The sequence below is a fragment of the Candidatus Zixiibacteriota bacterium genome (assembly GCA_020853795.1).
Lineage (GTDB): Bacteria > Zixibacteria > MSB-5A5 > CAIYYT01 > CAIYYT01 > JADJGC01.
In genome coordinates this window covers 22,599-47,376 of the sequence record JADYYF010000048.1, presented here as the reverse complement: position 1 = coordinate 47,376, position 24,778 = coordinate 22,599, and the positions used below count along the sequence as shown (strand labels likewise).

23 protein-coding genes are annotated in these 24,778 nt (G+C 57.4%); 5 read left to right on the top strand and 18 right to left on the bottom strand.

The window, feature by feature from the left end; translation table 11 throughout:
• Positions 1-46 precede the first annotated feature (46 nt).
• Entirely contained in the window at positions 47-610 is a 564-nt protein-coding gene (locus IT585_03545) for a SprT-like domain-containing protein (protein ID MCC6962303.1), read from the top strand.
• A gap of 36 nt (positions 611-646) precedes the next feature.
• Here IT585_03545 and IT585_03540 read toward each other — a convergent pair whose 3' ends face one another.
• From IT585_03540 to pgsA, 5 genes are all read right to left on the bottom strand, one after another.
• Entirely contained in the window at positions 647-2,119 is a 1,473-nt protein-coding gene (locus IT585_03540) for a thrombospondin type 3 repeat-containing protein (GenBank protein MCC6962302.1), read from the bottom strand.
• Positions 2,120-3,737: 1,618 nt separating this feature from the next.
• Positions 3,738-4,289, bottom strand: coding sequence for an RNA 2',3'-cyclic phosphodiesterase (thpR, locus tag IT585_03535; protein ID MCC6962301.1), 552 nt, complete (start codon positions 4,287-4,289; stop codon positions 3,738-3,740).
• A gap of 1 nt (position 4,290) precedes the next feature.
• Complete coding sequence (locus tag IT585_03530; GenBank protein MCC6962300.1) at positions 4,291-5,529, bottom strand: competence/damage-inducible protein A; 1,239 nt, start codon at positions 5,527-5,529, stop codon at positions 4,291-4,293.
• Positions 5,526-5,984 carry a phosphatidylglycerophosphatase A gene (locus IT585_03525; GenBank protein ID MCC6962299.1) on the bottom strand — a complete coding sequence of 153 codons (459 nt, stop codon included), beginning with the start codon at positions 5,982-5,984 and terminating at the stop codon, positions 5,526-5,528. Before IT585_03525 ends, IT585_03530 begins: the two co-directional genes overlap by 4 nt.
• A gap of 5 nt (positions 5,985-5,989) precedes the next feature.
• Entirely contained in the window at positions 5,990-6,577 is a 588-nt protein-coding gene (pgsA, locus tag IT585_03520; GenBank protein MCC6962298.1) for a CDP-diacylglycerol--glycerol-3-phosphate 3-phosphatidyltransferase, read from the bottom strand.
• A 166-nt stretch (positions 6,578-6,743) separates the two neighbouring features.
• Between pgsA and IT585_03515 the strand changes: the two genes are divergently transcribed.
• The gene (locus tag IT585_03515) at positions 6,744-7,292 is read left to right on the top strand and encodes a hypothetical protein (protein MCC6962297.1); all 549 of its coding nucleotides are present in this window, start codon (positions 6,744-6,746) and stop codon (positions 7,290-7,292) included.
• An 18-nt stretch (positions 7,293-7,310) separates the two neighbouring features.
• Here IT585_03515 and mltG read toward each other — a convergent pair whose 3' ends face one another.
• The 8 genes from mltG to IT585_03475 all read right to left on the bottom strand — a co-directional run bounded on the left by mltG (position 7,311) and on the right by IT585_03475 (position 17,751).
• A complete protein-coding gene (gene mltG, locus IT585_03510) occupies positions 7,311-8,423 on the bottom strand; it encodes an endolytic transglycosylase MltG (protein ID MCC6962296.1) in 1,113 nt (370 codons plus the stop codon).
• A 3-nt stretch (positions 8,424-8,426) separates the two neighbouring features.
• A complete protein-coding gene (gene ruvX, locus IT585_03505; GenBank protein ID MCC6962295.1) occupies positions 8,427-8,852 on the bottom strand; it encodes a Holliday junction resolvase RuvX in 426 nt (141 codons plus the stop codon).
• A 52-nt stretch (positions 8,853-8,904) separates the two neighbouring features.
• Positions 8,905-10,278 (bottom strand): MATE family efflux transporter, encoded by a 1,374-nt coding sequence (locus IT585_03500; GenBank protein ID MCC6962294.1) that lies wholly within the window; start codon positions 10,276-10,278, stop codon positions 8,905-8,907.
• A 129-nt stretch (positions 10,279-10,407) separates the two neighbouring features.
• Positions 10,408-12,762, bottom strand: coding sequence for an endopeptidase La (gene lon, locus IT585_03495; protein ID MCC6962293.1), 2,355 nt, complete (start codon positions 12,760-12,762; stop codon positions 10,408-10,410).
• Between the two features lie 147 nt (positions 12,763-12,909).
• Positions 12,910-14,916: a tetratricopeptide repeat protein gene (locus IT585_03490; protein MCC6962292.1), complete on the bottom strand. Its 2,007-nt coding sequence runs from the start codon at positions 14,914-14,916 to the stop codon at positions 12,910-12,912.
• Positions 14,909-15,994, bottom strand: a complete 1,086-nt coding sequence (gene ychF, locus IT585_03485; protein MCC6962291.1) for a redox-regulated ATPase YchF — start codon at positions 15,992-15,994, stop codon at positions 14,909-14,911. The genes IT585_03490 and ychF overlap by 8 nt, the downstream gene beginning before the upstream one ends.
• A 109-nt stretch (positions 15,995-16,103) precedes the next feature.
• The gene (locus IT585_03480; protein ID MCC6962290.1) at positions 16,104-16,886 is read right to left on the bottom strand and encodes an enoyl-CoA hydratase/isomerase family protein; all 783 of its coding nucleotides are present in this window, start codon (positions 16,884-16,886) and stop codon (positions 16,104-16,106) included.
• A gap of 7 nt (positions 16,887-16,893) precedes the next feature.
• Entirely contained in the window at positions 16,894-17,751 is an 858-nt protein-coding gene (locus tag IT585_03475; protein MCC6962289.1) for a 3-hydroxybutyryl-CoA dehydrogenase, read from the bottom strand.
• A gap of 151 nt (positions 17,752-17,902) precedes the next feature.
• On the opposite strand from IT585_03475, the gene IT585_03470 reads away from it, so the two are divergent.
• Positions 17,903-18,892, top strand: coding sequence for a phosphate butyryltransferase (locus IT585_03470; protein ID MCC6962288.1), 990 nt, complete (start codon positions 17,903-17,905; stop codon positions 18,890-18,892).
• Positions 18,889-19,800 (top strand): phosphate butyryltransferase, encoded by a 912-nt coding sequence (locus IT585_03465; GenBank protein MCC6962287.1) that lies wholly within the window; start codon positions 18,889-18,891, stop codon positions 19,798-19,800. Before IT585_03470 ends, IT585_03465 begins: the two co-directional genes overlap by 4 nt.
• Before the next feature lie 18 nt (positions 19,801-19,818).
• Here the strand turns inward: IT585_03465 and IT585_03460 are convergent, their stop codons facing one another.
• Both IT585_03460 and IT585_03455 read right to left on the bottom strand, forming a co-directional pair.
• Entirely contained in the window at positions 19,819-21,267 is a 1,449-nt protein-coding gene (locus IT585_03460) for a glutamate--tRNA ligase (GenBank protein ID MCC6962286.1), read from the bottom strand.
• Positions 21,264-21,734: a DUF3566 domain-containing protein gene (locus IT585_03455; protein MCC6962285.1), complete on the bottom strand. Its 471-nt coding sequence runs from the start codon at positions 21,732-21,734 to the stop codon at positions 21,264-21,266. The genes IT585_03460 and IT585_03455 overlap by 4 nt, the downstream gene beginning before the upstream one ends.
• Before the next feature lie 327 nt (positions 21,735-22,061).
• Here IT585_03455 and IT585_03450 point away from each other — a divergent pair, with 327 nt between their 5' ends.
• Positions 22,062-22,262: a zinc ribbon domain-containing protein gene (locus tag IT585_03450; GenBank protein MCC6962284.1), complete on the top strand. Its 201-nt coding sequence runs from the start codon at positions 22,062-22,064 to the stop codon at positions 22,260-22,262.
• 76 nt (positions 22,263-22,338) lie between these two features.
• Here the strand turns inward: IT585_03450 and IT585_03445 are convergent, their stop codons facing one another.
• From IT585_03445 to IT585_03435, 3 genes are all read right to left on the bottom strand, one after another.
• Complete coding sequence (locus IT585_03445; GenBank protein MCC6962283.1) at positions 22,339-23,940, bottom strand: response regulator; 1,602 nt, start codon at positions 23,938-23,940, stop codon at positions 22,339-22,341.
• A 68-nt stretch (positions 23,941-24,008) separates the two neighbouring features.
• On the bottom strand, positions 24,009-24,446 hold the full coding sequence (locus IT585_03440; protein MCC6962282.1) for a response regulator: 438 nt from the start codon (positions 24,444-24,446) through the stop codon (positions 24,009-24,011).
• Entirely contained in the window at positions 24,443-24,763 is a 321-nt protein-coding gene (locus IT585_03435) for a response regulator (GenBank protein ID MCC6962281.1), read from the bottom strand. The genes IT585_03440 and IT585_03435 overlap by 4 nt, the downstream gene beginning before the upstream one ends.
• Between the last annotated feature and the right edge of the window lie 15 nt (positions 24,764-24,778).

Below are 24,778 nucleotides of genomic sequence, written 5' to 3'. Positions count from 1 at the left end.
CTCCTCCGCTTGCGAGATGGTTTTAACCTAATTAAGTTTGGCGGTCATGAACAGGAAAAAAAGCTCATCCGGCGTGCTGCCCACCACGCTCGACCTGTTCGAACAGCCGTTTCTGGCCGAGTCGAAGCGACGCGAACCGGAGGCGGCGGAGACGGGGCTGTTGCCGTCGGTCGATGAACTCTACCGCCGATTTCAGCAGTACAACATCAAGTACTTTGCCGGCAAACTGCCGACGCCGCGAATACGCTACTCTCAGCGGATGCTGTGCGCCGGGCAATATATCCGCAGCCGGCAGGAAATCGTGATGTCACGCAAATACCACGAGGTCTTCCCACAAGATATCGACGACACGCTCAAACACGAGATGATTCACATTATTCACTTCAATCACAGCGCCGATTTCAAACGGGAAGCCGCGCGGATTGGCGCCTCAGTCAAAGCCAAGACCCACCAGACCCTCAGAATGCAGCCCCGGTATGTCTACCAGTGCCGTGCCTGCAAGACGGAATACCCCCGGCGCAAGCGGCTGATCTCGGCCTCCTGCGGCAAATGCTCGCCCTCACGCTTTGATCCCAAGTACAAGTTAGTGCTGAAGCGCAAACTCAGATAATATCGTATCCATCGAAGCGGGACAAAACCCCGACACCTAAGCCGACGGCTGCCCCGGCTTGCGCATGGTCAGTGCAAACAGAACGCCCAGCACCACGGCCGCCAATCCAATCCCGACCCAGGGTATCCAGCGATGACGCTCGGTGAAGCGATTCTCCTGATCGTCGCAGACGTCGCCGATGCCATCGCCGTCGCGGTCGTACTGGTCGCGGTTGGGGACGTTCGGGCAATTGTCGAGGCTGTTGATAATGCCGTCGCGATCAAGATCGTCGCAGGCATCGCCGCGACCGTTGTTGTCAGCGTCGGTCTGATCGGGATTGGCAATCTCAATGCAATTGTCGCGGATATCGGGAATTCCGTCCTCATCAAGATCAGAGAAGACGTATCCACCGTTTGCCTGAGCCGCCACGTCTGGGAGCTGAACGACGCCGCGGTCGTCTGTTAGATTGCCTGGTTCAGCCACCGGCGGCCAGATATGGCGGTCAGGGTCAAAGTAGACACGGTAGCCATGCCCGGGTTGGGCCAGGAAGCGCAGAACGCGCGACGTATCGCGGGCTTCCTGCTCAGTAATGAGACGCAACTCGGAAATCCGCAGCGGCTGAATGAATTCAATGGTGAAGTTCCAGTAATCGGAGCGGACTTTCGGAAAGCGAACGACAGTCGAGTCCAGTTTGGCGCCGGAGGCTAGCGCCCGCAGTTCGCCATGTTCTCCGCGAACATTTACGGAGATCTTCTGCGGCAAGGCGACATGTTCATCCAGGATGAGCACCACGCCGGAACAGGTGATCGAATCGGAGCAGGTCAGGGTGATGTTGGCTTCGCCGCGATCTTCGGCGGTGAAGTAGAAATCGGCGAAGGTGCGAACATCGTCGTCGAGCATTAACTGTGCGCCTTGGTAATAGGTGTTGGCGTCAATACTCAGGCAGGATTGGTTGATGATCGGAGTGGCCTCGAATAATGACGGCTCGAATATGCGCTCCACAGTATCGAGCACGGCAAACTCCCAACGCTCGACCACGTCAGACGCAAACGACATCTCAACGACCGTCGGAACGGCAAGTGCGGGTATCTGCGGCGTCTTGTAGCTCCGGTAGGCGCTGGTGATGCCGTCAATCTGCGTCTGGGGCAGCGGCGCTGCCTTCGCAACGACCGTGATCATAAGGAGAGAGGACCACAAGAGCAATCGGGGTAGATTCATGATGTTGTTCCCTTCTCCGACTTGCCGGACTCGGACTTTTGTCGGCGACGTGCCCAAAATGCCGTGCTCATTAAGAGCGCGCCGACCAGGAAGAAGGTGATGATCCGCCCAGACAACTCCATTCTCCACACGTCGACAGCGAGCAACCGACCAACAACGAACGCGAGCAGTACTCCGCCGTAAACGACCAGCCCACGACGATCGCGGCCGCGGCCATAGAGATAACTCGCAAGCCCGATGATCGTGTAGATCACCAGAGCCAGCGTGACGGCGCGATCGGGACTCGCCAACACCGCATGTAGTGATTGCCATAACAAGATGTACGAATAGAGTGAACCAAGGACAATCAGCGGTGGGCCAAATCGCGGCATTCCAGCTTCAATGATGCCGCGTGTCAATTGCCGGAAGAATGTGCCCAGCCCGATCATGGTCAGGGCTAACACCGCCAAGACAAAGAAGTCGCGGTGGAAGACGCTGGAGAGCCAGGAGTTGGAAGTGATGCTGCTGACCGACAGTGCCATCGGGACGACAAACAGCAGACATAACCATTGTGCCAGCCGCAAATCCCGGCGCAGATAATAGCCGGCGACACACAGGGCAGCGCATTCGATGGTGTAGGCGATTGTCAGCGCCGCGCCATCCAACTCGACCGCTGTCGCTGCCGCCAACAAGACTGCACCGACCGCGGTGTAGACGTAGAAAGGTTCACGGCGATTGGTGGCGCGCGTCAGGAGAAAAGCGCCAACCACGAAGGCTACCAACCAGGCACAGATGATCAGGCTCTGCCACTCGTCAGGCGCGCAAGTTCGGATCCAGATCAGTAAGAACAGGCCAGTGCCGGCAGCGGCAATCAAGTCCGTGATACTGCGACCGGAACGTGCGCGGATAATTCCAGCCGAGTTGGTCAGGTAGAATATTGCACCGAAACCGAAAGCGAACGGTAGCAGGTGGCTGTGATCGGCATAACGCGAGTCAAAGAAGATCGGCACACTATAGGCTGCAACCAGGGCAAGCGCTGTCAGCGTCAACTCGCGCCAGCCGGTGAGGAAGACGACCCAGATTACGCCCAGTGTCACGATCAGCAGATATGAGAATAATCCGATCTGGTCGGTCTGCGGCGGGTGCGTCAACAGCGGCGCGACTCCGGCAAGGATCAAACCGCAAACGGCCAGCGGCCGGCTCTTCTCCTTCACGCTCGCCAGAGCTACAAAGGCAGTGCTCATGAACATCACGATCAACGCCGCGAGCGGAGTAAAGAAATCGTAATACGTGCGCGCGGCAAAGATTGTAATCAGGATCGTAGTAGAGCCGAGAACCAGGAAGATACCGCCTTGATGGCGGTATGTGCGGATACGCCACCAACCCAGGAGGAGAATCGCCGCGCCCGCGACCAACCCAAGTGCGATTCGCCCCATCGGGCCGATCCAATTGTTGAGGAAAGCGTATGTTGCCAGCCAAGCAAAGCCAAACAGCAGCAGCAAGGCGCCGAGCTTCAGCAACCAATCCTCGCGCAGCCAACGAACCAGCCGGTCAGCCGAGGTCGTTCCGGAACCCAGCGGCACGGCCGATGGTACCAGACGCGGAGTACCAGCGGCAGCAACCGGTGTTGCCGGTGCTGCTTCGGCGGCGGCAGGTCGCACGGGGGCCGAGACTGTGCCTTCTGTCAGCAGCTTCTCGAGTCTGCCGATGCGCTGGCGCAAATTCTGCACCGTAACCAGCAGGTAAACCACGCCGAAGAACCCGGCGAAGACAGCCAGTGCGAGCATGCATTCGAATGCGAACATGTCCATTTCTGTTGCTCAAGGAAGCAGCGCCGTGAAAGGGAGTCAACCAAAACATGGACTCGCTGCAGTCAGGATTTGCGTGCACTTGTGGGCTCGGAGACTGGCGATGTGAAAACGAAGTCAGCTTGGCGACGGCAGGTGAATAGCTACAGTTTGAATTCCGCAAGATCCTTATAGAGTGGCCCAGAGGGTCGAAGGTGCGATTCGATCAAGTGAATTGCGTCGACATGTACGGGCACCGGCCCGAACGAAGCGCGGGCAAAGGCCGCTTTCAGCGCCTCCAGTCGTTCCGGTTCCTTGACGCGGCCCAGTGTCAGATGAGGTGAGAAGGCCCGCTTCTCCGACTCAAAACCAAGCTGCGTGGTCTCGCGGTCAAGCGTCGCAGCGATCGCAGCCAACCTCATTTCCGGATCATTGATTCCCACCCAGAACACGCGCGGTGCCCGCGGATTCGGGAACGTGCCGCAGTTGCGCAGGGTGACATCAAAGGGGCCAAATCCGGTTGCGGCAACGCGGATGGAAGATTTCACCGACTCAAGCAATTCGGGCGCGGTCTCCCCGAGGAACTTCAACGTGATATGAATATTGTGCGGCTCGACCCACTTGACCCGCCCCGGCAGCTTGAGGAATTGCTCCATGAAATCGCCGACCTGATCTTGCGTAACCGTTGGAATTCGGGCGGCGATAAAGAGGCGCATACTACGGCTGCAATTTCCGGCGCAAGAAGTCGAGCGCCTGCGTGGCCGCGCGCTCGCGGATGCGCTCGCGCGTGCCGAACAAGTTGAGCTTCAGAACGGACACATTGTCCTTACGATCAGCATAGCCGACGTACACCAGCCCGACCGGCTTCTCCGGCGTCGCGCCGCCTGGTCCGGCAATACCGGTCACCGACACCGCGTAGTCGGATCCGGTTAATTGCAGCACGCCACACGCCATCGCTTCGGCAACTTCGTGGCTGACGGCGCCGTGTCCGGCAATCAGTTCCGTCGGCACATTCAAGGCTGCCGATTTGACCGCGTTGGCATAGGCTACTACGCTGCCGACGAAGAACTGCGAGCTGCCGGGAAGGTCGGTCAGCCGCTTTGCGATTAGTCCACCGGTGCACGACTCGGCCGTCGCGAGCGTCTGTCCGCGTGCGATCAACAGCCGGGCAATGATATCCGGCATTGACTCTTCGCCGATTGTGAAGACGTAGTCTCCCAACTTGAGGCAGATTGCCTTGACCAACTGATCGGCGGCAGATTCGGCCTCTTCCGGAATCGATGCCGTGGCCGTCACGCGCAAATCAACACCCTTGTAGCTTGGCAGGTATGCCAACCTGAGTCTCTCGCCGGCCGGTTCGAGTTCGGCGATGGTCTCCGCGATCTCGGTCTCCGTGATGCCAATGGTGCGGATGCGTCGAATGATGATCGCCCCGCGCCCCGGGCGCTTGGAGAGGTATGGAATAATCGCCTGATCGAGAATCGCTTCCATCTCCGCCGGCACGCCCGGCAGCGCCGCGAAGAAGCGCTCAGAGTCCTGGAAAACAATCCCGGGGGCAGTGCCGATCGGATTGACGAGCAGATCGGCGCCTTGCGGCTGCAGCGCCTGGCTTTGGGCAATCGCTGGCATCTTGCGATTGCGCTGTTGGAACAGCGCTTCGAGACGCCTCATCACCTCGTCATTGAGGACCAGCTTGCGGTCAAATGCAGCGCAAATGGCATTCTTGGTGACATCGTCCTTCGTCGGCCCGAGGCCGCCGGTCATGATCGTGACCGGCGAACGCTGCCAGGCTGTCTGGATCGCCTCCCTGATATCGTCATGCCGGTCGCCGACCGTGGTCTTGCGGGCGACCTCGATGCCGATATCCGCCAGTCGACGCGCAACATAGGCCGAATTGGAATCGACCGTCTGCCCGGAGAGGATTTCCTCGCCGACGATGATGAGTTCCGCGATCATGACCACAGCCTAAGGTAGATGAGTCCCTGCAAAAGTAGATTCGTGTAGACGCCGCAGGCGAAGTCATCGCCCATGATACCCCAACCGCGCGGCAAAGTGCGTTCCCAATAGCGTCCCGGAAACGGTTTGATGATATCGAGAATACGGAAGATCACGAATCCGGCCAGGTAGTTCTGCCAGGTCACCGGCACGAAACAATAGCTCACCATGATGCCGGCGATCTCGTCGATGACGATCGGTTTGCCGTCGTGGCCGAAGAAATGCTCGGCTTCGGTCGCAACCCAGACCCCGACCGCCAACATCACGACGGTGCTGATGATCTGGGTGGGAATCCCCAGAGGAAACAGGAACCAGGCCAGCACAACCCCGGGAATCGTGCCGGTCGTGCCGGGAATGGTCGGTGAGAGGCCGAAGCCAAGCCCGGTGGCGATGCATTTGATCAGAAAGTTTCGCAAGCAGCCTACTTCATTGTGTTGCGCAGAAGATACAGGCTCTTCCACAGATAGTCAATGCCGGTGCCGACGGTAATGGCGACCGTCGCGAACATCAGCCAAAAAATCATGCGTTCCGGCGCCGGCGACTTCAGCCACGGCCATTCGATCTCCAGTAAGGGCAGAAACGTGCGTGCGTTGATGACCAGCAGTATCACAGTAATCGATGTCATTTGCAGAAACGTTTTCGCCTTAGCCGACCAGGACGGCGTAATCAGGACGCCGCGATAGGCGGCGATCGTACGCAGCCCGGTGATCAGAAATTCGCGCAGAATGATCAGCAGCACCATCCACATCTGTACGTAACCGAGGGCGACGAAGGCGATGAAGGCCAGCGAGGTCAGAATCTTGTCGGCGAGTGGGTCGAAGAATTTCCCGAAACTCGTGGAAATGCCGTACTTGCGGGCATAGTAGCCGTCAAACAAGTCGGTCAACGCGGCGACAATGAAAATGATCATTGCCCAGAACTTGGCCCACGCATTATCGACGATGAACAATGCCATAAACACCGGCGCGAGCACAATGCGCACCATCGTCAGGAAATTGGGCAGGTTCATCGGACTTCCTCAGAGATCGTTGTGCCGTATCGCATCCCGATTCCGAATCTATCGATCTGCGGCTGTTGAATCAATTGAATAAGATTTTCGTGATCAACGTGAATCTTTGCGCGGCTAACGCAGTAGAAGGAAGTTGGTAACTACTGGGCAAGAAGTATGGAGACGTATGATCACGGGAATCAATTTCGCGATGATTCGCGCTGTTGTGCTGGCGGGGTGCCTGGCTCTGCTGGTGCCGCTGCAATCGGGGCGAAGCGAGTCGACTTCGACCGCTGCGGTCGGCTCGTCAAGCAGCGGAAGAATCAAGGCTCTCACGCAGGAGGAAATCGACGGCTATCTTAACGGCTATGGCATGGGACTAGCAGACGCGGCCGAGCTGAACCACTACCCCGGACCCAAACATGTGCTTGAGTACACCCAGGAACTGCAGCTCACGAATGATCAGATTGCCGCGACCAAGAAAATCTTCAATGATCAGCAGCGCCGGGCGCTCGAGCTGGGTGAGCAGATCGTCAAAGAAGAACAGCGCCTGGACAGGCTGTGCGCCAGCGCTAAGATCACTGAAAGTGAGTTGGAGAAGCTAGTCAAGAAAATCGCGCAGCTACGCGGCGACCTGCGTTTCGCCCATATGCGCGCTCACTTGCAGATGAAGGCGGTTCTCAGCTCTGAGCAGGTGAAGAAGTACGATGAACTGCAGGGGTACGCGGGCAAATAGTGCCACGGGCTGTGTTCACTACGGACGGAGTGCCCGCCACATCCGCTTTGCGCGGGCGACCGCTTGATTGTGCTGCGCGAGCGTTGACGTGAAGATGTGGTGCCCGTCACCGGTGGCGACAAAGTAGTAGTAGTCGGTGGTCGCCGGAAACAGCGCTGCGTGCAACGACGCCAGCCCCGGCGCACCGATTGGACCGGGCGGCAGACCGGAGTACAAGTAGGTATTGTAAGGCGAGTCGTAGTCAAGGTCATCGCGCAAGAGCGGTCGATCGAGTCCACCCAACGCATAGATCACTGTCGGATCGCACTGGAGTTTCATTCCCTGGCGCAGGCGATTGTGAAAGACTGACGAGATCAGCTCCCGCTCGGAGCCGGCGGCGGCTTCGGCTTCGATCATCGATGCCAGTGTCACGATTTCCAGCAGCGGGCGATTCAGCTTCTGCCGCCGTTGCTCCATCTCGGGCGTGAATTTCTCCCGAAACATTGCTACCATTGTGCGGACTACTTCGTGTGGCTCTTGATAGGGATAGAACGAATACGTCTCGGGGAATAAGAAACCCTCAAACGAAGGCGCGGGGATATTGAGTTCCTCACAGAATCGCGCATCTTCGAGCAGCTTCACCAATTCATTTGAATCGGTGGGAATTTCGTGTACCAGAATCGGTACAATCTCCTTCAGCGTCAGACCTTCAGGGATTGTTACTCGACTCAGTTCCGGCATTGTCTTCCGGAAGAATTTTGCCAGTTCCCAGTGAGAGATCCCGCCCGGGACGTGATATCGTCCCGGCTGCAGGTGTTTGTCGGCGCCGGTATGGCTCATGAAAAAGTTGTAAAGCCGCCGATTCACCGGCAATCCTGCTTCAGCCAGGCGCTGCCGCAGGTCGCCGGCGTCATCCTTTGGATGGATGACAATATTGTAGGATGCCCCCGCCGATCCAATCGGTTCCATGACTGATCGATAGAGCATAATCCCACCGCCGCCGGCCAGGATCAGGATGACCAGGGCGAGTCTCAGCCAGACTTTCTTACGTGCCATCGTTTCGATCACCAGGAGCAGCGGCAGCAGCGGCAAGATCAGCAACAGCAATACCGTGGAAACGAGCCAGAGCAGAATGTCGCGGGCAGTTCGCATCAATCATTTTGAATAGTGGGCGTTGAGATAGTCCTGCAGGATCAACTGCGCGGCGATGACGTCCAGTTTGCCGCGCATCTGTCTTTCGCTCTTGCCGCCGGCGCGCAGTGCATCCTTGGCCTGACTGGAAGTGAAGCGTTCATCTTCGAGGCGCACCCGGTAACCGAACTCCTCGATCCGTCGCGCAAAGATCTTGATCTCCTCGGCCATCTGGCCGTGGCTGCCGCCGGAGAGAGAGACTGGCAAGCCGATGATGACAAGTTCGACGTCGAATTCGAGCAGCGCCTGCCGGACCCGCTCGGCGGCTTCCGCCGGGGATTTCAGCACGATGGTGGCCAGCGGCTGCGCCGTCATGCGCAGTGGATCGGAGTAGGCGATGCCGATGCGCCGCCGGCCGTAGTCGATGCCGATGATGCGTCTCGCGTACATTCAGCGTCAAGGTATGCGTTGTTTGCGTTGGAGTCAAATAGCAAGGCGGAGGTCAGACTTTGGCCGTCAGCCAGCGACCCCGCTGATAGTACCAGTAGAAGGCCACCGTCGTAATCATCCCGGAAATCGTCAGAACCCACCAGACTGCCGTCTGCGGCCAGCCAAATACCTGTGTGACGATGACCGCCGGCAGCACTTGCAGCGCCCAGGAGTGAATAATGCTGACGATCATAAAAGGTGTGTTTAGACCAACACCCAGGTGCACTTGCTCGAGCATGATGAACGCGCCAAAAAACGGGTAGCCGACCGCCGTAATCCGAAGCAGGGTTGCGCCGTGTCGGATAGTCTCGGCATTGTCGAAGAAAATCCGCATGTAGGTTTCGGCAAAGACAAACGTCAGCAGACCGAGAGTGCCCATAATCCCTGCCCCCAGCCAGATCGCGTGATCGGCTGTCGTCTTGGCCCGTACATACTTGAGCGCGCCGAGGTTGTGGCCGATCAGCGACGACAGCCCCAGGCCGATGCCGACGATCAAAGCGATACCGAAGCCGAACACCTGCATACTGGCGCCGAACGCCGCGACCACGCCGGTTCCGAAGGTGGCGATGATCGGGGTAATCAGTAAACGTGACAGCGACCACGACAGCTCCCCGATCCAGGCCGGCACACCGAGCCAGAGCATTTTCCACATCGACGCGACCGAGACGGGCACCCGGCTGCGCAAATGCAGCTGGACATTGACATACGGCGAGAGGAACAACAACATCCCTACGACAAAACAGATGGCGAAACTGGCAACGGTTGCATAGGCCGCGCCGGCGATCCCATACGCGGGCAACCCGAACCAGCCGAACATCAGCAACGGATCGAGGATGACGTTCAGCGCGTTTGAGCCGATCATCAGCGCCATCGCCAAATTGGGATTGGCGACGCCACGCAGCGCCGTGAAGATCGAATAGGCCGCATAGAACACCGGTAACCCGATGATTACAATGCGGCCATAGGTGACACCCATGGCATAAGCCTCGCCCTCGGCACCGAGCAGACGCAGCATGATGGGAAGGAAGATCAGACCGACAATATTGACGAGTAGGCCGAAAAAGAGCTTGAGGATCAGTGTCTCTTTGATCGCCGTTTCGGTGCGATCAAAATCGCGTTCCCCGTATCGGCGGGAAATAATTGCCACCGAACCGGGACCGATCAGGCTGTTGAACGCGAACAGGATCCACATCAGGTTGGTGAAAAACGTGATCGCAGCAACGCCGTTTTCGCCTTCGGGAAGCCGCGAAACCCAGAACATGTCGGCCACGGAATAGAGGTGCTGGGACAAGAAGCCGATCATAGACGGCAGCCCCATCCTGAGAATCGAGCCCAAAACTGAGCCTTCGGTGAAGTCCGTGCGCTGTCGTTCAGTGGTTTCCAGCATTGGGAGATAATACGCGAATGTCGACGAAAGGTTCAATGTGAATTTGGGTAAGCAATAACGAAGTGCCGTTGTCGGCAAGCGGCGGTTGGGGGACAAATCGAGGGCGGTCCAATCTCCGCCCTCAACAGGCTACTTACGCCTGCGCGCCGGTTTTGCGGGCAGGAACGCGAGGTGGAAGACCTCGCCGACTCGTTCGACGCTGTGAAACTTGATATGCGACTTCACTTCCGGCGGCAGATCGACTAAGTCTTTCTCGTTGTCACGCGGAATGATAACCTCTCTGAAGCCATAGCGCAGAGCGGCCAAACACTTTTCCTTCAGGCCGCCGATCGGCAGCACTACGCCGCGCAGCGTGATTTCACCGGTCATCGTCACCTTGGGGCGGATCGGACGATCAGAAAGAAGGCTGACCAGCGCCGTAGCAATCGTAATCCCGGCCGACGGACCATCTTTCGGCACCGCGCCGCTCGGGACGTGCACGTGCAGGTCAATCTTGTCGAACATCGTGGAATCGATACCCAAATCAGCGGCAGAGGAGCGGACGCACGACAGCGCCGTTTGCACGGACTCCTTCATGACATCGCCCAGGCTACCGGTCAAGGTCAACTGCCCTTTACCCGCCATTCGGGTGACTTCAATGTTGAGGATATCGCCGCCTACCGAGGTATAGGCCAGTCCCGGCACGACTCCAACCTCGCCCTCGCGCGGAATCCGATCGGAAATGAAGCGCTCGGGTCCGAGATAATCGGGGACATCGCTGGCCTTGACGGTGGCGCGGCCCTTGTGCCCGGTCGCGACTTTCTTGGCAACCTTGCGGGCGATCGCCGCCAACTCGCGGTCGAGGTTGCGCAGGCCCGATTCGCGAGTGTAATCGTGAACCACCTTCAGAATTGCCTCATCGGCGATTTGCAGATCAGTCTTCTTGAGACCGTGGTTTTCGATCTCCCGCGGCACGAGATAGCGTTTGGCAATCGCCAGTTTCTCTTTGTCGGTGTAACCCGGGATGCGGATAACTTCCATCCGGTCGAGCAGCACCGATGGGATCGTGTCAAGAATATTGGCGGTAGTGATGAACATCACTTTGGACAGATCGAAGGGGACATCGAGGTAGTGATCGGAGAAGCTGTTGTTCTGTTCCGGATCGAGCACTTCCAACAGCGCCGAGGATGGATCGCCGCGGAAGTCCTTGCCGATCTTGTCCACCTCATCGAGCATGATCACCGGATTGTTGGTGTCGCAGCGGCGGATCGCCTGGATAATCCGACCCGGCAGCGAACCGATGTAGGTGCGGCGATGACCGCGAATCTCTGCCTCGTCGTGCATGCCGCCCAAGGCAATGCGCTGGAACTTCCGTCCCATCGAACGGGCAATTGAACGTCCCAATGAGGTCTTGCCCACGCCGGGCGGACCGACGAAGCAAAGGATCGGGCCCTTGAGTTCTGATTTGAGCTTCTGCACCGCGAGAAACTCCAGGATGCGCTCCTTGACCTTCTCCAGACCGAAATGGTCCTCGTCGAGAATCTTCCCGGCCTTGTTGATGTCGAGAGCTTCATCAGACGACCGGTTCCACGGCAGAGTCGTCATCCAATCGAGGTAAGTGCGGCTGACGATATACTCGGCGGCCGAAGGATTCATCTTGGCGAGCCGGTCGAGTTCCTTCTCAGCCGCTTCCCGAGCGATCTTCGGCAATCCATTCTCGATGATCCGGTTGCGGAACTCCTCGATTTCATTGCTGCGGTCATCATCCTCGCCGAGTTCCTTCCGGATCGCTTTGAGTTGTTCGCGCAAGATGTAGTCGCGCTGCATCCGCCCCATCTCATGAGCCGCTTCATTCTGGATCTTCTTCGACAGCTGCAGCACACCGACTTCCTTGTTGAGATGCTGAATCAGCTTTTCGAGCCGCTGCTGGACGTCGAGCGTCTCCAGCAAATCCTGCTTGTTGGCGATGCTGAGGTTGATATTGGAGGCCAGGTAATCGGCCAGCTTGGACGGGCTCTCCTGGTTGATAGCCGTGATGTAGATTTCCTCCGAGACGTTGGAGGCCAGTTCGACCACGGTCTTGACCAACTCGAGCACGTTGCGTTTCAGGGCTTCAATCTTCACCCCGGATGATTCGATATCGTTGAGGATATCGATCTCGGCCATGATGAACGGTTCCGTCTCGCGGATCGACTTGAGTTGGATGCGATGGAGCCCTTGCACCAGGAATCGTACCGAACCGTCGGGAAAACGCAACATCTTCAGGACCGTTGCCGCCGTACCGACTGAATGGACGTCTTGCGGGTCGTTGGTTTCGCCCTGATTCTCCCGCTGCGTATAGAGGCCGATGGTCTTACCCGCCATCAGGGCATCGTCAACGAGCTTTGCCTGCCGCTGATCGGTAATCATCAGCGGCATGATCAGGTAAGGAAACACCACCATCCCCCGCAGCGGCAGGATCGGCATGACCTTTTCCGTCATCGGGGTTTGATCATTCTTCGTCATAACTGGCGCCTGCAATGCAACCTCCTATAGATCAACCATCCAGAGAGCGAAACGTTGCATCCCGGTGATTCACTCCCAAACTGGGGACTACATGTACTATATCGTAAAAATCGCAAAAAGCTTCACTACCCATTTGCAGATAAGGACTTAGCCACCGGATCGGCGATTGAGCTCTGCCAGAATCTCGCTGATGCGCACGGTCGCGGGGCTATCTGGATAGTTCTGGAGATAACCGGTGAGTACGGCGCGCGCCCGGTCGATTTGTCCGCGCCGGTCGAATATCTGCGCCAGATACATGTACGGATCCGGCGTGATCGGATTGATCGCCATCATCTGGTTACAGATCATCTCGGCTTCGTCAAGTTTGGTTTGGTTGATCAATGCAACGCAAAGTCCGAGCAACGCCTTGAGGTCGTTTGGCATCCGCGTCAACGCCTCGCGCTCATACTGCTCGGCCTCGGCCCAGCGCTGCATCAAGCCGAGAGTAATGGCGTAGTTGTGATAGTATACGGGATCGCGCGGTTCGTAACGAATTGCCTTCTGTTGCGCATCGATGGCGCGATCGTAGTCGCCGAGACGTGTGTAGACCTGTCCCAGGTGCGTCCACAACGCCGCCGCCGTGCTGTCTAATTCAAGACCCTTATCACAATAATATTTGGCGTCGGTCAAGCGGCCTTCATTCAGGCTGAGTTGCGCCAGGTTGGCGTAAATGCGCGTATGCGGTCGCAGCGCCAACGAACGCTTCCACATCCGTTCGGCCAGCACCATGTTGCCCTCGTTACGCAAGTGATTGCCCATCATCTCGAATCCCACCGCGCCCTCGAGATCATACAGGCTCAAGATTTGAATCTGTCGCTGCGTGGCCTTTTCGAAGCTGGCGTTTACAGCGGCAAAGGAGAAAAACAGTGCAAATGCGACCGCCGCGAGTGCGATGGGCGCTACCTGGCACACGCGGAATTCCTTGTACTCGCTGAACAGCATTGCGCCAAAGAACGTTACAGTCAACCCGGCGGCGGAAAACAGATCCCAGTCAACGGCGTAGCCCAATCGTGAGTGCAGAAGCAGCAGCATCGCGATTGCACCCGGGAGTGCCGCCGCAACCAACAACAGCGGGCGTTGCTCGCGCCAGGAGGTACGCGGCTTGACTGTCAGGGAGGCGACGATCAGAATCAACCCCACCCCGGCTGTGAGGAACAACTCGTTGATGACGTCAATCAAATGCTGGGACGACAGGAGCGTGTAACTGCTCTCGGAGGGGCTCAGCCCCATGATCAATTGACTGACTCCCAGGGTCGGCAGTGTCGAGAGCCGCGGCACGACCGCCGCCAGGACCACCGAGAGCACGACGGCAGCGCTGTAGAGAAGCGTTACTCCCTTGCGGCCGTCGCGATGGGCGAAATAGGCGCCCACAAGTAAACACGGCGCGAAAATCAGTGCCTTGAAGTGGAAAAGCACCAGCAGGAGATAGAACCCGCACGCCGCTAACGGTGGAATTTCGCCGCGCAGAGCCTTGATACCGGCGGTAAAGAATAAGGCCATCAACGCCGGTATCAGTATGTAGGTTTCGACATAACCGCAAAACAGCAGCGTCGTCCCGGAGAAGAACAACACGATAAACATCAGCAGGCGCAGCGCCGGCTCGACGAAGGCCGTACGCACGAACCAGAGCAAGGCGAAGTAATAGGCAATCCCGCCGATAAACGACACGATTCGGACGGCATCGGTGCCAATGAAACCGAGCGGAACATTCGTCAACTGATACATGACGAAGTTGACGAGTTGCGCCAGCGGCTCAGTCGGCAACCACGACACCCCGACCTCGATCTCACGGGCGCGCAGAAGACCGTCGCCGAGAAAATGCGCGCGCACCCTGAGAGCGATGAACAGGATGGTCAGCAGCGCGGGCACGCCGAGATAGATCAACAGCTTGCGCGGCAACTCGCCGAGGCGCAGATTCTCGCCTCCTAATATCACCGACGCGGCACAAAGCACTGATGCGATTAAGACAATTGTCCGCACCGACCAGTCGTGAAATTGCAGCAGGTTGAGCCCCCACCATGAATTGGGATATTGCCAGGGAGCAGCCAGAAGAAAAATGGCCAGCACCGAGAGGAGATTAATCGGAAGAGCGGGGAAGCGCGGCGTCTTAGACATTGAATCGAAACAGAATGACGTCGCCGTCTTGTACGATATAGTTCTTGCCTTCGAGCCGCACTAGGCCGTGTTTCTTGGCCTCCGCCTGCGAACCATGGCGTTTCAGGTCGTCGTAGTGTACGACCTCGGCACGGATGAACCCGCGTTCGAGATCGGCGTGAATTACGCCGGCCGCTGTCGGCGCCGTCGATCCCTTGCGCACCGTCCACGCGCGCGATTCCTTCTCGCCCGCCGTCAAAAACGAAATCAGGCCGAGCAGGTCGTAAGACCTCTTAATCAACAGGTCGAGAGCCGACTCCCGGACGCCTAAATCCGCCATGAACGATTTGCGGTCGTCGTCGCTGAGTTGCGCCAATTCCATCTCGATCTTGCCGCAAACCACCGCAGAATCGGTGTTCGGACGCTGCGACAAAGCGGCGAATTCGGCGTTGAGCGCCGGGAGACGAGGCAGATCTTCCTCTCCGATGTTGATGACCACCAGCAACGGCTTCAGTGATAGAAATTGAAAACCGCGAATCGCCTTGAGTTCCTCAGCCGTCAGATCGGTCGCACGTAACGCCTGATTACTTTCGAGTGCCTCTTTGACCTTCTTGAGCACTTCGTACTCATGCCGCACCTTATCGTCTTTAACCAGTTTTGCCTGCTTTTCGACCTTGTCGATTCGTTTCTCGATCAACAGCAAATCGGCAAAGACAAGCTCCTCCTCCAGGGTCTCGATATCGCGTTTGATATTGACCGAGCCCTTGGGATGCAGTACCTCATCGTTGGCAAAGCCGCGCACAACATGCGCCAGCGCATCACATTCACGCAGGACCTGCGGAATTTCATTTTCGACGCTGGCTTCCTTCTCACCCGAGAATCCCGCGACATCGATATACTCGACTTCGGCGAAGGTCTTCTTTTTCGAGTTCTCAAGTGTCGCCAGCCAATCCACACGCGAATCCGGCACTAACACTCGACCGCGGTTAAACGCGCCTTTCTGCGACTGGAAGCTGGAAACCTCAGCATTGCCCCGCGTCACGGCATTGAAGATGGTGGTCTTGCCCGAGAGCCCGAGTCCGATTAGTCCGACGATCATACAAACTCAGTATAACGGATTAGTCGATGCGAAATCAAGGAACGTTACGTCGGTAAGCCCTGCAGACAGCGGTCGTGGCCAGGTCGGCCACAACCACCGTCACTGCCGATTATCTGCCGGAAAACTTGGTGTCGCGCTTCTCGAGAAATGCGCCCAGGCCCTCGTTCTTGTCCGCCGTGGCACACAGGGCGGCAAACGCTTGAATTTCGAATGCGTTGGCATTGTCGAGGTCGACTTCCATGCCGCGATTGATCAGTTCCTTGGCGTACGACACCGCCACCGGCGACTTCGATAAGATCGTGGCCGCCATCTTGTCGGCTTCAGCCAGAAGCTGATCTGCAGGAACGACCTTCTCGACCAAACCGATATTCAGTGCCTCGTCAGCCTTGATGATCCGTGCAGTCACCGTGAGTTCCTTCGCGCGGCCTTTGCCCACCAGACGCGGCAACCGCTGTGTTCCGCCAAAGCCGGGCGTAATCCCGAGATTAACTTCCGGCTGACCCATCTTGGCGACCTCCGAGGCGATGCGAATGTCCGTCGCCATCATGAACTCGCAGCCGCCGCCCAGTGCGAAACCGTTAACCGCGGCGATCGACACGATCTTCGAATTCTCGATCTGCGCCAGCACCGCATGGCCCAGCTCAACGAAAGCCTTGCCGCGGACGACATCGAGTTCTTTCAGTTCGGCGATGTCGGCGCCGGCGATGAAAGCCTTGTCACCGCCGCCAGTGAAGATGACGACGCGAACCTGACCGCCATTCTCCAACTCTGTGAACGCGTGCTGGACTTCTTTGAGCGTTTCGGAGTTGAGTGCATTCAGCGCCTTGGGCCGGTTAAAGGTGATCTTCGCCTTCGCGCCATCGATCTCGACCAAGATATTGTTGTAAGTCATTCAGTCCTCACTTCTTGCTGTACTCGTAGAACCCGCGACCCGACTTGCGGCCCAGGTATCCCGCTTTGACCATTCGTTTTAACAGCGGCGGCGAGGCGTATCGCGGTTCGCGAAATTCCTCGAACATGATATCGCCGATGTACATGATCGTGTCGAGCCCGATGAAGTCGGTCAATTCCAGCGGTCCCATCGGATGGGCGCAGCCCAGCTTCATGCCGTTGTCGATGTCCTCCTTGGTCGCCAGCCCGGCTTCATACCAGCGGATCGCATCGATCAAGTACGGCACCAGCAGCAGATTGACGACAAAACCGCACGAGTCCTTGGCGCGCACCACGGTCTTGCCGACCGATTCGGCAAACGCCACTGCGTCGGCAAAACTCTGGTCATCGGTCATGACGGTGCGCACAACTTCCACCAGCTTCATCACCGGTACTGGATTGAAAAAGTGGAGGCCGACGAACTGGCTGCGACGCGAAGTCTCCACCGCCATATCGGTAATCGAGAGCGACGAAGTATTCGAGGCGAAGATCGCGGTCGGCTTGCAGATTTTGTCGAGCGCGCGAAAGATCGGAATCTTGACCTCCAGGTTCTCCGTCACCGCCTCGATGACCAAATCGCAGTCGGCAAGATCCTCCAATTTGGTGGTGGTCCTGATATTGCCCAGCACCTTGCTCTTGTCCTCAGCCACTGCCTTGCCCTTCTCGATGGCCTTGTCGAGCAGTTTCTCGATCCCTTTGATTCCTTTTTGAAGCAGTTCCTCTTTCTCTTCGCGGGCAATGATCTGGTATCCGGCTGCCGCCGTTACTTGTGCGATACCTGATCCCATCTGCCCGAATCCGACAATTCCGATCTTCTTGAAATTCACGGTCCCTCCGCGGGTTTATCATTAGAGCATTGTAGTCGAGTCAAGGGGGATGTGCACGTTCCCTACCTGAATGTCAACGATAGATGCTGGCGCGCCGCAAGTCAAGCCGCACGAAAGCCAATTTCGGTCGATTTTGTAACAGCAGAGCGCAATGGTTGACTCTGATCTTCAAGATTGCTACATTCACCACATGGCAACCGAGTACGGGACAATCACCACCGCTGACGGTATCATTGATGCAGCCAAGACCCTGGGCTCAAAGCATGGCCCGTTTCGGGTGGCGGTAGCAGCGGCCGAGGATGATGACGTCCTGAAGGCATGTGCTGAAGCCGCTCGACTGGGCACGGCGACTTTCTCACTCTACGGCTCGGAAGCCAAATTGCGCGAGATCGGCGAAAAGCACGGGATCGACTTCAGCGGCTTCAAGATTGTCAGCACCAAAGACGCCAACGAGTCAGCTTACCTGGCTGCTCAGGCCGCCGACAACGGTGAAGCCGATCTGATCCAGAAAGGGTTCATCTCAACCTCCGGCCTGCTCAAGACGGTGTTATCGCGTGATTTCGCCCTGCGCGCGTCGGATACACTGAATCATGTCGCAGTGCTCGGTTTCGCCGGCTATCACAAACTGATCGGTATTACGGACGGCGGCATGGTGGTCAAGCCAAACTTCGAGCAGAAGCTCCAGATGATCAACAATTCTGTCCAACTCTTCCATTGCCTGGGCTATGAAACGCCGAAAGTGGCCGTCTCGGCCCCGGTCGACTACATCCACCCGAAACTGCCGGCAACGACTGAAGCCGCCCAACTGACTGCCATGAGTAAGGACGGTCTCATCAAGGACTGCGAAGTCTACGGCCCGCTGACGTTGGACGCGGCCACGAGTCGCGAGGTGGCGCTCGGTCGCGGCATCAAAAACTACGTCGCCGGTGATGCGGACATCTTCCTCGTCGACTCGATCGAAGAGTGCAATATCATCTCGAAGGTACTGATCCTGCTGGCTCCGGCAACCTTTGCCGGCGTGATCGTCGGCGCCAAAGTCCCGGTCAGTCTGGTGTCTCGTACCGATACGGCGCGCAATAAACTGGCGTCGATCTCGATTGCCTGCTTGTTGGCCAATTTCTATCGGCGAGGGCGCGCATGATCAAGGATTTTGCGGCGCTTGAACGACTGGCGCGGGAGAAGACGGTTGATCCGCTCCTGGTTGCATTTGTCGAGCCGCATGAACCGAAGTTGATCCAGGCGATCGACCGTGCGATGAAGCATCGTCTCGTCAAACCGGTGCTGATCGGGGATGAGGCGTCAATCCTCAAAGCCGGCAACGAGGCGGGAATTGAAGTGCGCGGCTGGGAATTGGTACGCTCGCCCGACGCGAATTACTCGGCCTATCAGGCACTGGAATTGATCCGCGACAACAAGGTCGGCGGTATCGGCAAAGGCGTCTTTGGCGTCAAGGACTTCTTGTCACTGCTGTTCGAACGCCGGCTCGGATTCCGCGTCGCCAAGAATCTTGTCACCGGCATCGCGGTGTTCAAGAGCGACAAAGTTGATCGTCTCCTGCTCGCCTCTGATCCGGTTGTCAACCCGCAGCCGGAGATGATGGACCTGGTTGATATCGTGAACAATGCCGTCGTGGTCGCGCGCAAACTGGGTAACCCACTGCCGAAAGTGGCGATGCTGGCCGCTGTCGAAGTGATCTATCCCCAAATGCCGGTTACGATCGTCGGAGCTGTGATCGCGAAGATGGTCGACAAAGGGCAGATTAAGAATTGTCTTGTGGACGGGCCGCTCTCGATGGATGTGGCGATCGTTGAGGAAGCAGCCAAGGAAAAGGGCGCCAAGGGTGAAGTCGCCGGCAAAGCTGACCTGCTGATCGGGCCGAATCTGGCGACCAGTTACGGCGTCTACAAAGCCCTCACAATGTATACTCGCAGCGATGTCGGCGTGTTACTGACCGGGGGCAAAGTCCCGGCCGTAGTGACTTCCGCTTATGACACCGTCGATACCAAGTACAACTCGTTAGTCTTGACGACAATTGCTGCAGCCAAGTAACCCCCACTCCGGAGTTTCCTAAGTTCTCGACGAAATGAATTCGACCGCTCGCTGGAGTCGAGCGATCACTCGCTCCTTGCCGATCAGCTCCAGCATCGCGAACAGCGACGGCCCGCCGGTCAGTCCTGATACCGCCAGCCGTGTCGGATGGATAATGGCCGCCGGCTTGACTCCCAGCTCTTCTGCCAGCGACCGCAACGTCTGATCCGCAGCCGATTCCGAAAGCTCCGGCAGCGCCGTGTAACGCTCGGCAAGTTTCTTGAGAAATCCGGCGCCCTCTGACGTGAATGCCTTGAGTGCGCCTTTCGCGTCATAGGTGAAGTTTTCGGTGAAGAAATAGCTCGCGGCCGGGGCAAACTCCGTAATCAAGCGACAGCGTTCCTTGAGCAATCCCATGATCTTCATCAACCACTGCCAGCGCGTCTCCAGGTAGTACTTTGTTGTCAATCCCGACTCGACCAGCAACGGCGCTACCATTTCCGCGAGTTCGTGATTGGACTTCTCCATTACATACTGATGATTAAGCCAGGTTAGCTTCTCCGGATTGAAGACGGCATTGGAGGCGTTGATGCCCTCGAGCGTAAATGCGTCGATCAGTTCCTGGCGCGACATTTTCTCGCGGTCGTCCTTCGGCGACCAACCCAATAGCGCCAGGAAATTGAACATCGCTTCGGACAGGTACCCTTCATGCTGATACTCATCCACGCTCTTGTCGCCTTTGCGCTTTGACATTTTCGACTTGTCCATGCGCAGAATCAGCGGCAGGTGGCCGAACACCGGCAAGTCCCAACCGAACGCGGTGTAGATTTCCTTTTGCAGAAAAGTGTTGGCAATATGGTCATTCCCGCGGATCACGTGGCTGATCCCCATTTCATGATCGTCAATCACCACCGCGAAATTGTAGATGGCGTTGCCGTCTGACTTGAGAATGATGAAGTCATCGAGATCGCGGTAGTCCTTCTCAATCCTTCCGAGCACCACATCATCGAACCAGGCAGTACCGGAGGTCGGCAGCGCCAGGCGGATGGTGTGCGCCTGGCCGGCCGCGACTTTCGCTTCTGCCTGCGCCGGACTGAGCGAACGGCAAGTGCGGTCGTAGTGGTAGTCTACCTTAGCCGCCTGTGCCGCTTCGCGTTTCTGTTGCAGTGCGGTAGCGCTGCAGAAACAACGGTAGGCCTTGCCCATTTCAACTAACTTCTCCGCAAACGGCTTGTAGGTATGCAGCCGCTGCGATTGATAGACTACGTCGCCGTCCCAATCGAGCCCCAGCCACTTCAGTCCACCGAGGATGACATCAACATATTCCTGTTTTGAGCGCTCCTGATCCGTGTCTTCAATGCGCAGCAGGAACCTGCCACCGGAATGGCGGGCGAAGAGCCAGTTGAACAGCGCGGCGCGTGCGGTACCGACATGAAAATACCCGGTTGGTGACGGCGCGATACGAACACGAATCTCTTGAAAGCTCATAATGACGGTGCTTGCGGTGGTTCCTCGCCGGTGTTGATTGGGGGGGAGAACGGCGAGTGTGGTGCTGTCGGCGCTTCCGTTGGGCTCGGCGGTGCAGCGGTGGGTAGCGGTGGTGCCATCGGCCTGGCGACCGCCACTGGTGCGGTTTCAGCCAGAGGCGCAAGCTCAAACTCCAGCCCGCCGGCGATCCGCGTAAAGAAGTTGAATATCACCAGCCCGATCACAATGAAGATCGTGTTGAAAACCGCCATCGAGATCGAGACAATAAACGGCAGGAACACAACGAGCGCTCCCGAGAACGCCGACAATGCCGCCAGATCAGCGTCACCCATCGACGCCGGCAGCGACATCAATAGCGCAAAAAAGAGTGCATAAAAAATGCCCACGACAAAACCAAGTATCAGATGCACCAAGAATGAGATTTTGACGGCGGGCCAGATCGCGATTCGCTTCAACTCATATTTCATGACATACTCCCCGGTTGCAGGCACGATATGCCTTCACGATCCCGGCGGCAAGCGGATTTTCGAGCCCCTTAATTCGGGGAATTCCCACCATTTGTCGATTTTTGCGTATCATGTTTGACGCGAGGTGCGTCGATGCTATGACTATGAAATCTACGTCAATCGTTTTGATCTCGGCCGCGGCGCTTGCCATTGCGGGGTACCTCTATTATTATTTCATCGGCTGCCATAGTACGTGAGGCATCACCTCGTCGCCGTGGGCGACGACGCTGGTTGGTGCTGCTTTGGGCGCCCTGATTGGACTGAGATTGAGTGAAGGGAAAGACCGCGATGCCGATCTATGAATACTGCTGCAAAGAATGCGGCCGGAAATTCGAGTTGCTGGTCGCCAGTGAGCGCGTCGCCAACGAGCAACGTTGCCCGCATTGTGCCTCCGATCGACTCGAGCGCCTCTTCAGTACGTTTGCCACATCCTCGAGCGGTAGCAAGCCGGGTACGAGTTGCGGCTGCGGTAATTCCAAATTCTCCTGACAGTCCTGACCAACTGAGCGGTCGCTCAGATCGGAACTTACACTCCATCAAGAGCTAATGGGGAAACCGTGGTGGTTCAGCTTGCGGCCGGTGCTGCGATCGCGGCGGGCGCTGTCTGTGCGGTCTGTGGATCGGCAAGCGGAATCGAAATCGTGATGGACGCCCCGTGGCCGGGCGTGGATTCGACGTCAATCGTGCCATCGTGATTCTTGACCACCTTGCGGCAGACCGTCAGGCCGAAGCCGTGGCCGTGCTCCTTGGTAGTGAAGCGGTCGCGAAATGCCTTCTGCAGATTTTCCGGACTGAAGCCGCAGCCGTTATCCTGCACGACCAGCTTGAATGCGTGCTTTTCAACGTCAGACCAGGTGCTGATTCTGATCACGCCGTCGGCTCGCTCGGCGCCGATTGCATCGGCGGCGTTATTGATCATGTTGTACAGTACCTGTTGCATCTGCGACATGTCGAGAAAGACTTGCGGCAGCGCATTATCCAGGGTCAACTCGAGACGAATCTTGCGAAACCGCCGCTGGTGGCGGGCGAAGGTGGCGATTTCATTTATGAGTTCATTGAGATCGAAAGATTGTCGTTTGGTATCCAGCTTGCCGGCTGCCGACAGTGAGGCCGTGAACTTCTCGAACTTGCCGATGTTCTTCTTCACGTTTTCCAGATACTTGACTGCGGACTCCGGATAGGCGCCCGCCGCCTTCATCTCGAATAACTCAATATTCGACAAGACAATGGCGATGAAATTATTGAGCTCATGAGCGATTTCGGACGACATCATCCCCTGAGTAGCGGCGCGCTCGATGCTGACCAGATGATCCTTGAAATCCTCCAGCCGTACCATGGCCGACTGCGCCTCCTGCAGCAGCACGATATTGTCGAGGGAGATCGAGCTAAGGCTCAATAAGACGGTGAGCATCTGGCGATCGGCCTCGGTCACACTGACCGGCTGATCGCTCTTAATCACCAACACCAGTTTGAGCTTGTCCGTGGCCGGCAGCGAGAAGAAACAATAGGATCCGGCGTTGTCGCTCAGGAGTTCCGCTAATCCTCGGAAGGCGGGCAGGCCCAGCAGTCGGCGGAGCGCCGGATGCTGGTTCATCTTACCGGTGTATTCCGATTCGCCGGCGGCGAAGAAATCTTCGGGAAACTCCGCTGCCGGCGCCGGTTCGGCCTTGACTAAATGTGTGTCCTGGCCGGCTGTGCCAAGCACAACTTGAACCAGTTCGGCGGCCTTGTTGTAGAAAACGACCATGCCTTCCTTCAAGCCGAAATGAAACAGCGCGAACCGCAACACCAGTTTAATCAGTGATTCGGAGTCGCCGGCAGTGTAGAGGGCACCCATCAGATTGGACAGGTGCTGCAGTCCGCCGGCGCCCTGCTTCTTCTGCAACTCGCGGCGCTTGGCAAAGGCCGTGGCCACCGACTTCCGGATTTCCGCCAATTCGAACGGCTTCATAATGTAGTCATAAGCCCCGGTCGCGATGGCCTTCTTGGCGGTCTCGACATCGGCATAGCCGGTCATGAAGAGAATACCGACCTCGGGATCGATCTCGAGCACGCGCTGCGCCAGCGCGATCCCGTCCATGTCCGGCATCTTGATGTCGGTCAGTACGAAATCGAACTTCTCATGGGAAACCAGGCGCAGGGCTTCCTGCGGGCTGGGGGTGGACAAGATTGTGTGTCCCACAGTCGAGAGGGCGTCGGTGGCAAAGTGAAGAACGATTTCTTCATCATCGACGATCAGGATTTTAGCGGCGTCGCCTGCGATTTTGTCTCTCCTCTGTTCGCTGCGCTGCGCTCCGCGGCAATTGCCTCGGCGCGCTGTAACACCGTTCGCAACTCTGCCAGGTCGAACGGCTTGCAGATCGTCCCGACCACGCCGGGATTCTCAGTGGCGCGGCCGAGCTTGTCGGGATAGGAATCGGTTACAATTACCATTGTGCGCTTGTCAAGTTCGTGCACCTTGCGCGCTGTGGTCAGGCCATCCTGCCGCGGCATGTGCATATCCGTAAACACGAGATCATAATGCTGCTGCGCCACCTTGGATACAGCCTCGATTCCGTTCGGCGCTTTCTCGACCTGATAGCCATCGTTGCGCAAAACGTCCGCCAACAGGTCCCGGATGATTTCGGTGTCGTCGACAACCAGGATCGACTTGATGGAGCGTGGCTCGTTCATATCGTGCCCAAAGCATTTTGAACCGCAGCACGAATCTGCGCGATCGAGAACGGTTTTTTGAGAAAGTCGGCGGCGCCGGCCTGGATACATTCTGAAGCGGTCTGCAAGGATGCATAGCCAGTCACCACAATGACCTTGATCGACTTGTTGTGCTCCTTAATCTTCTTTAGGAGCGTCAACCCGTCCATCCCCGGCATTTTCAGGTCGGTAATGACGAGATCGACCTGGCTCTGCTGAATCACCGCCAGAGCTTCTTCACCGTTGTGAGCGCCGACCGGCTCTTGCGCCGAAAAGACCTCCAGCAGAAACTCACGCATAACTTCTTCGTCATC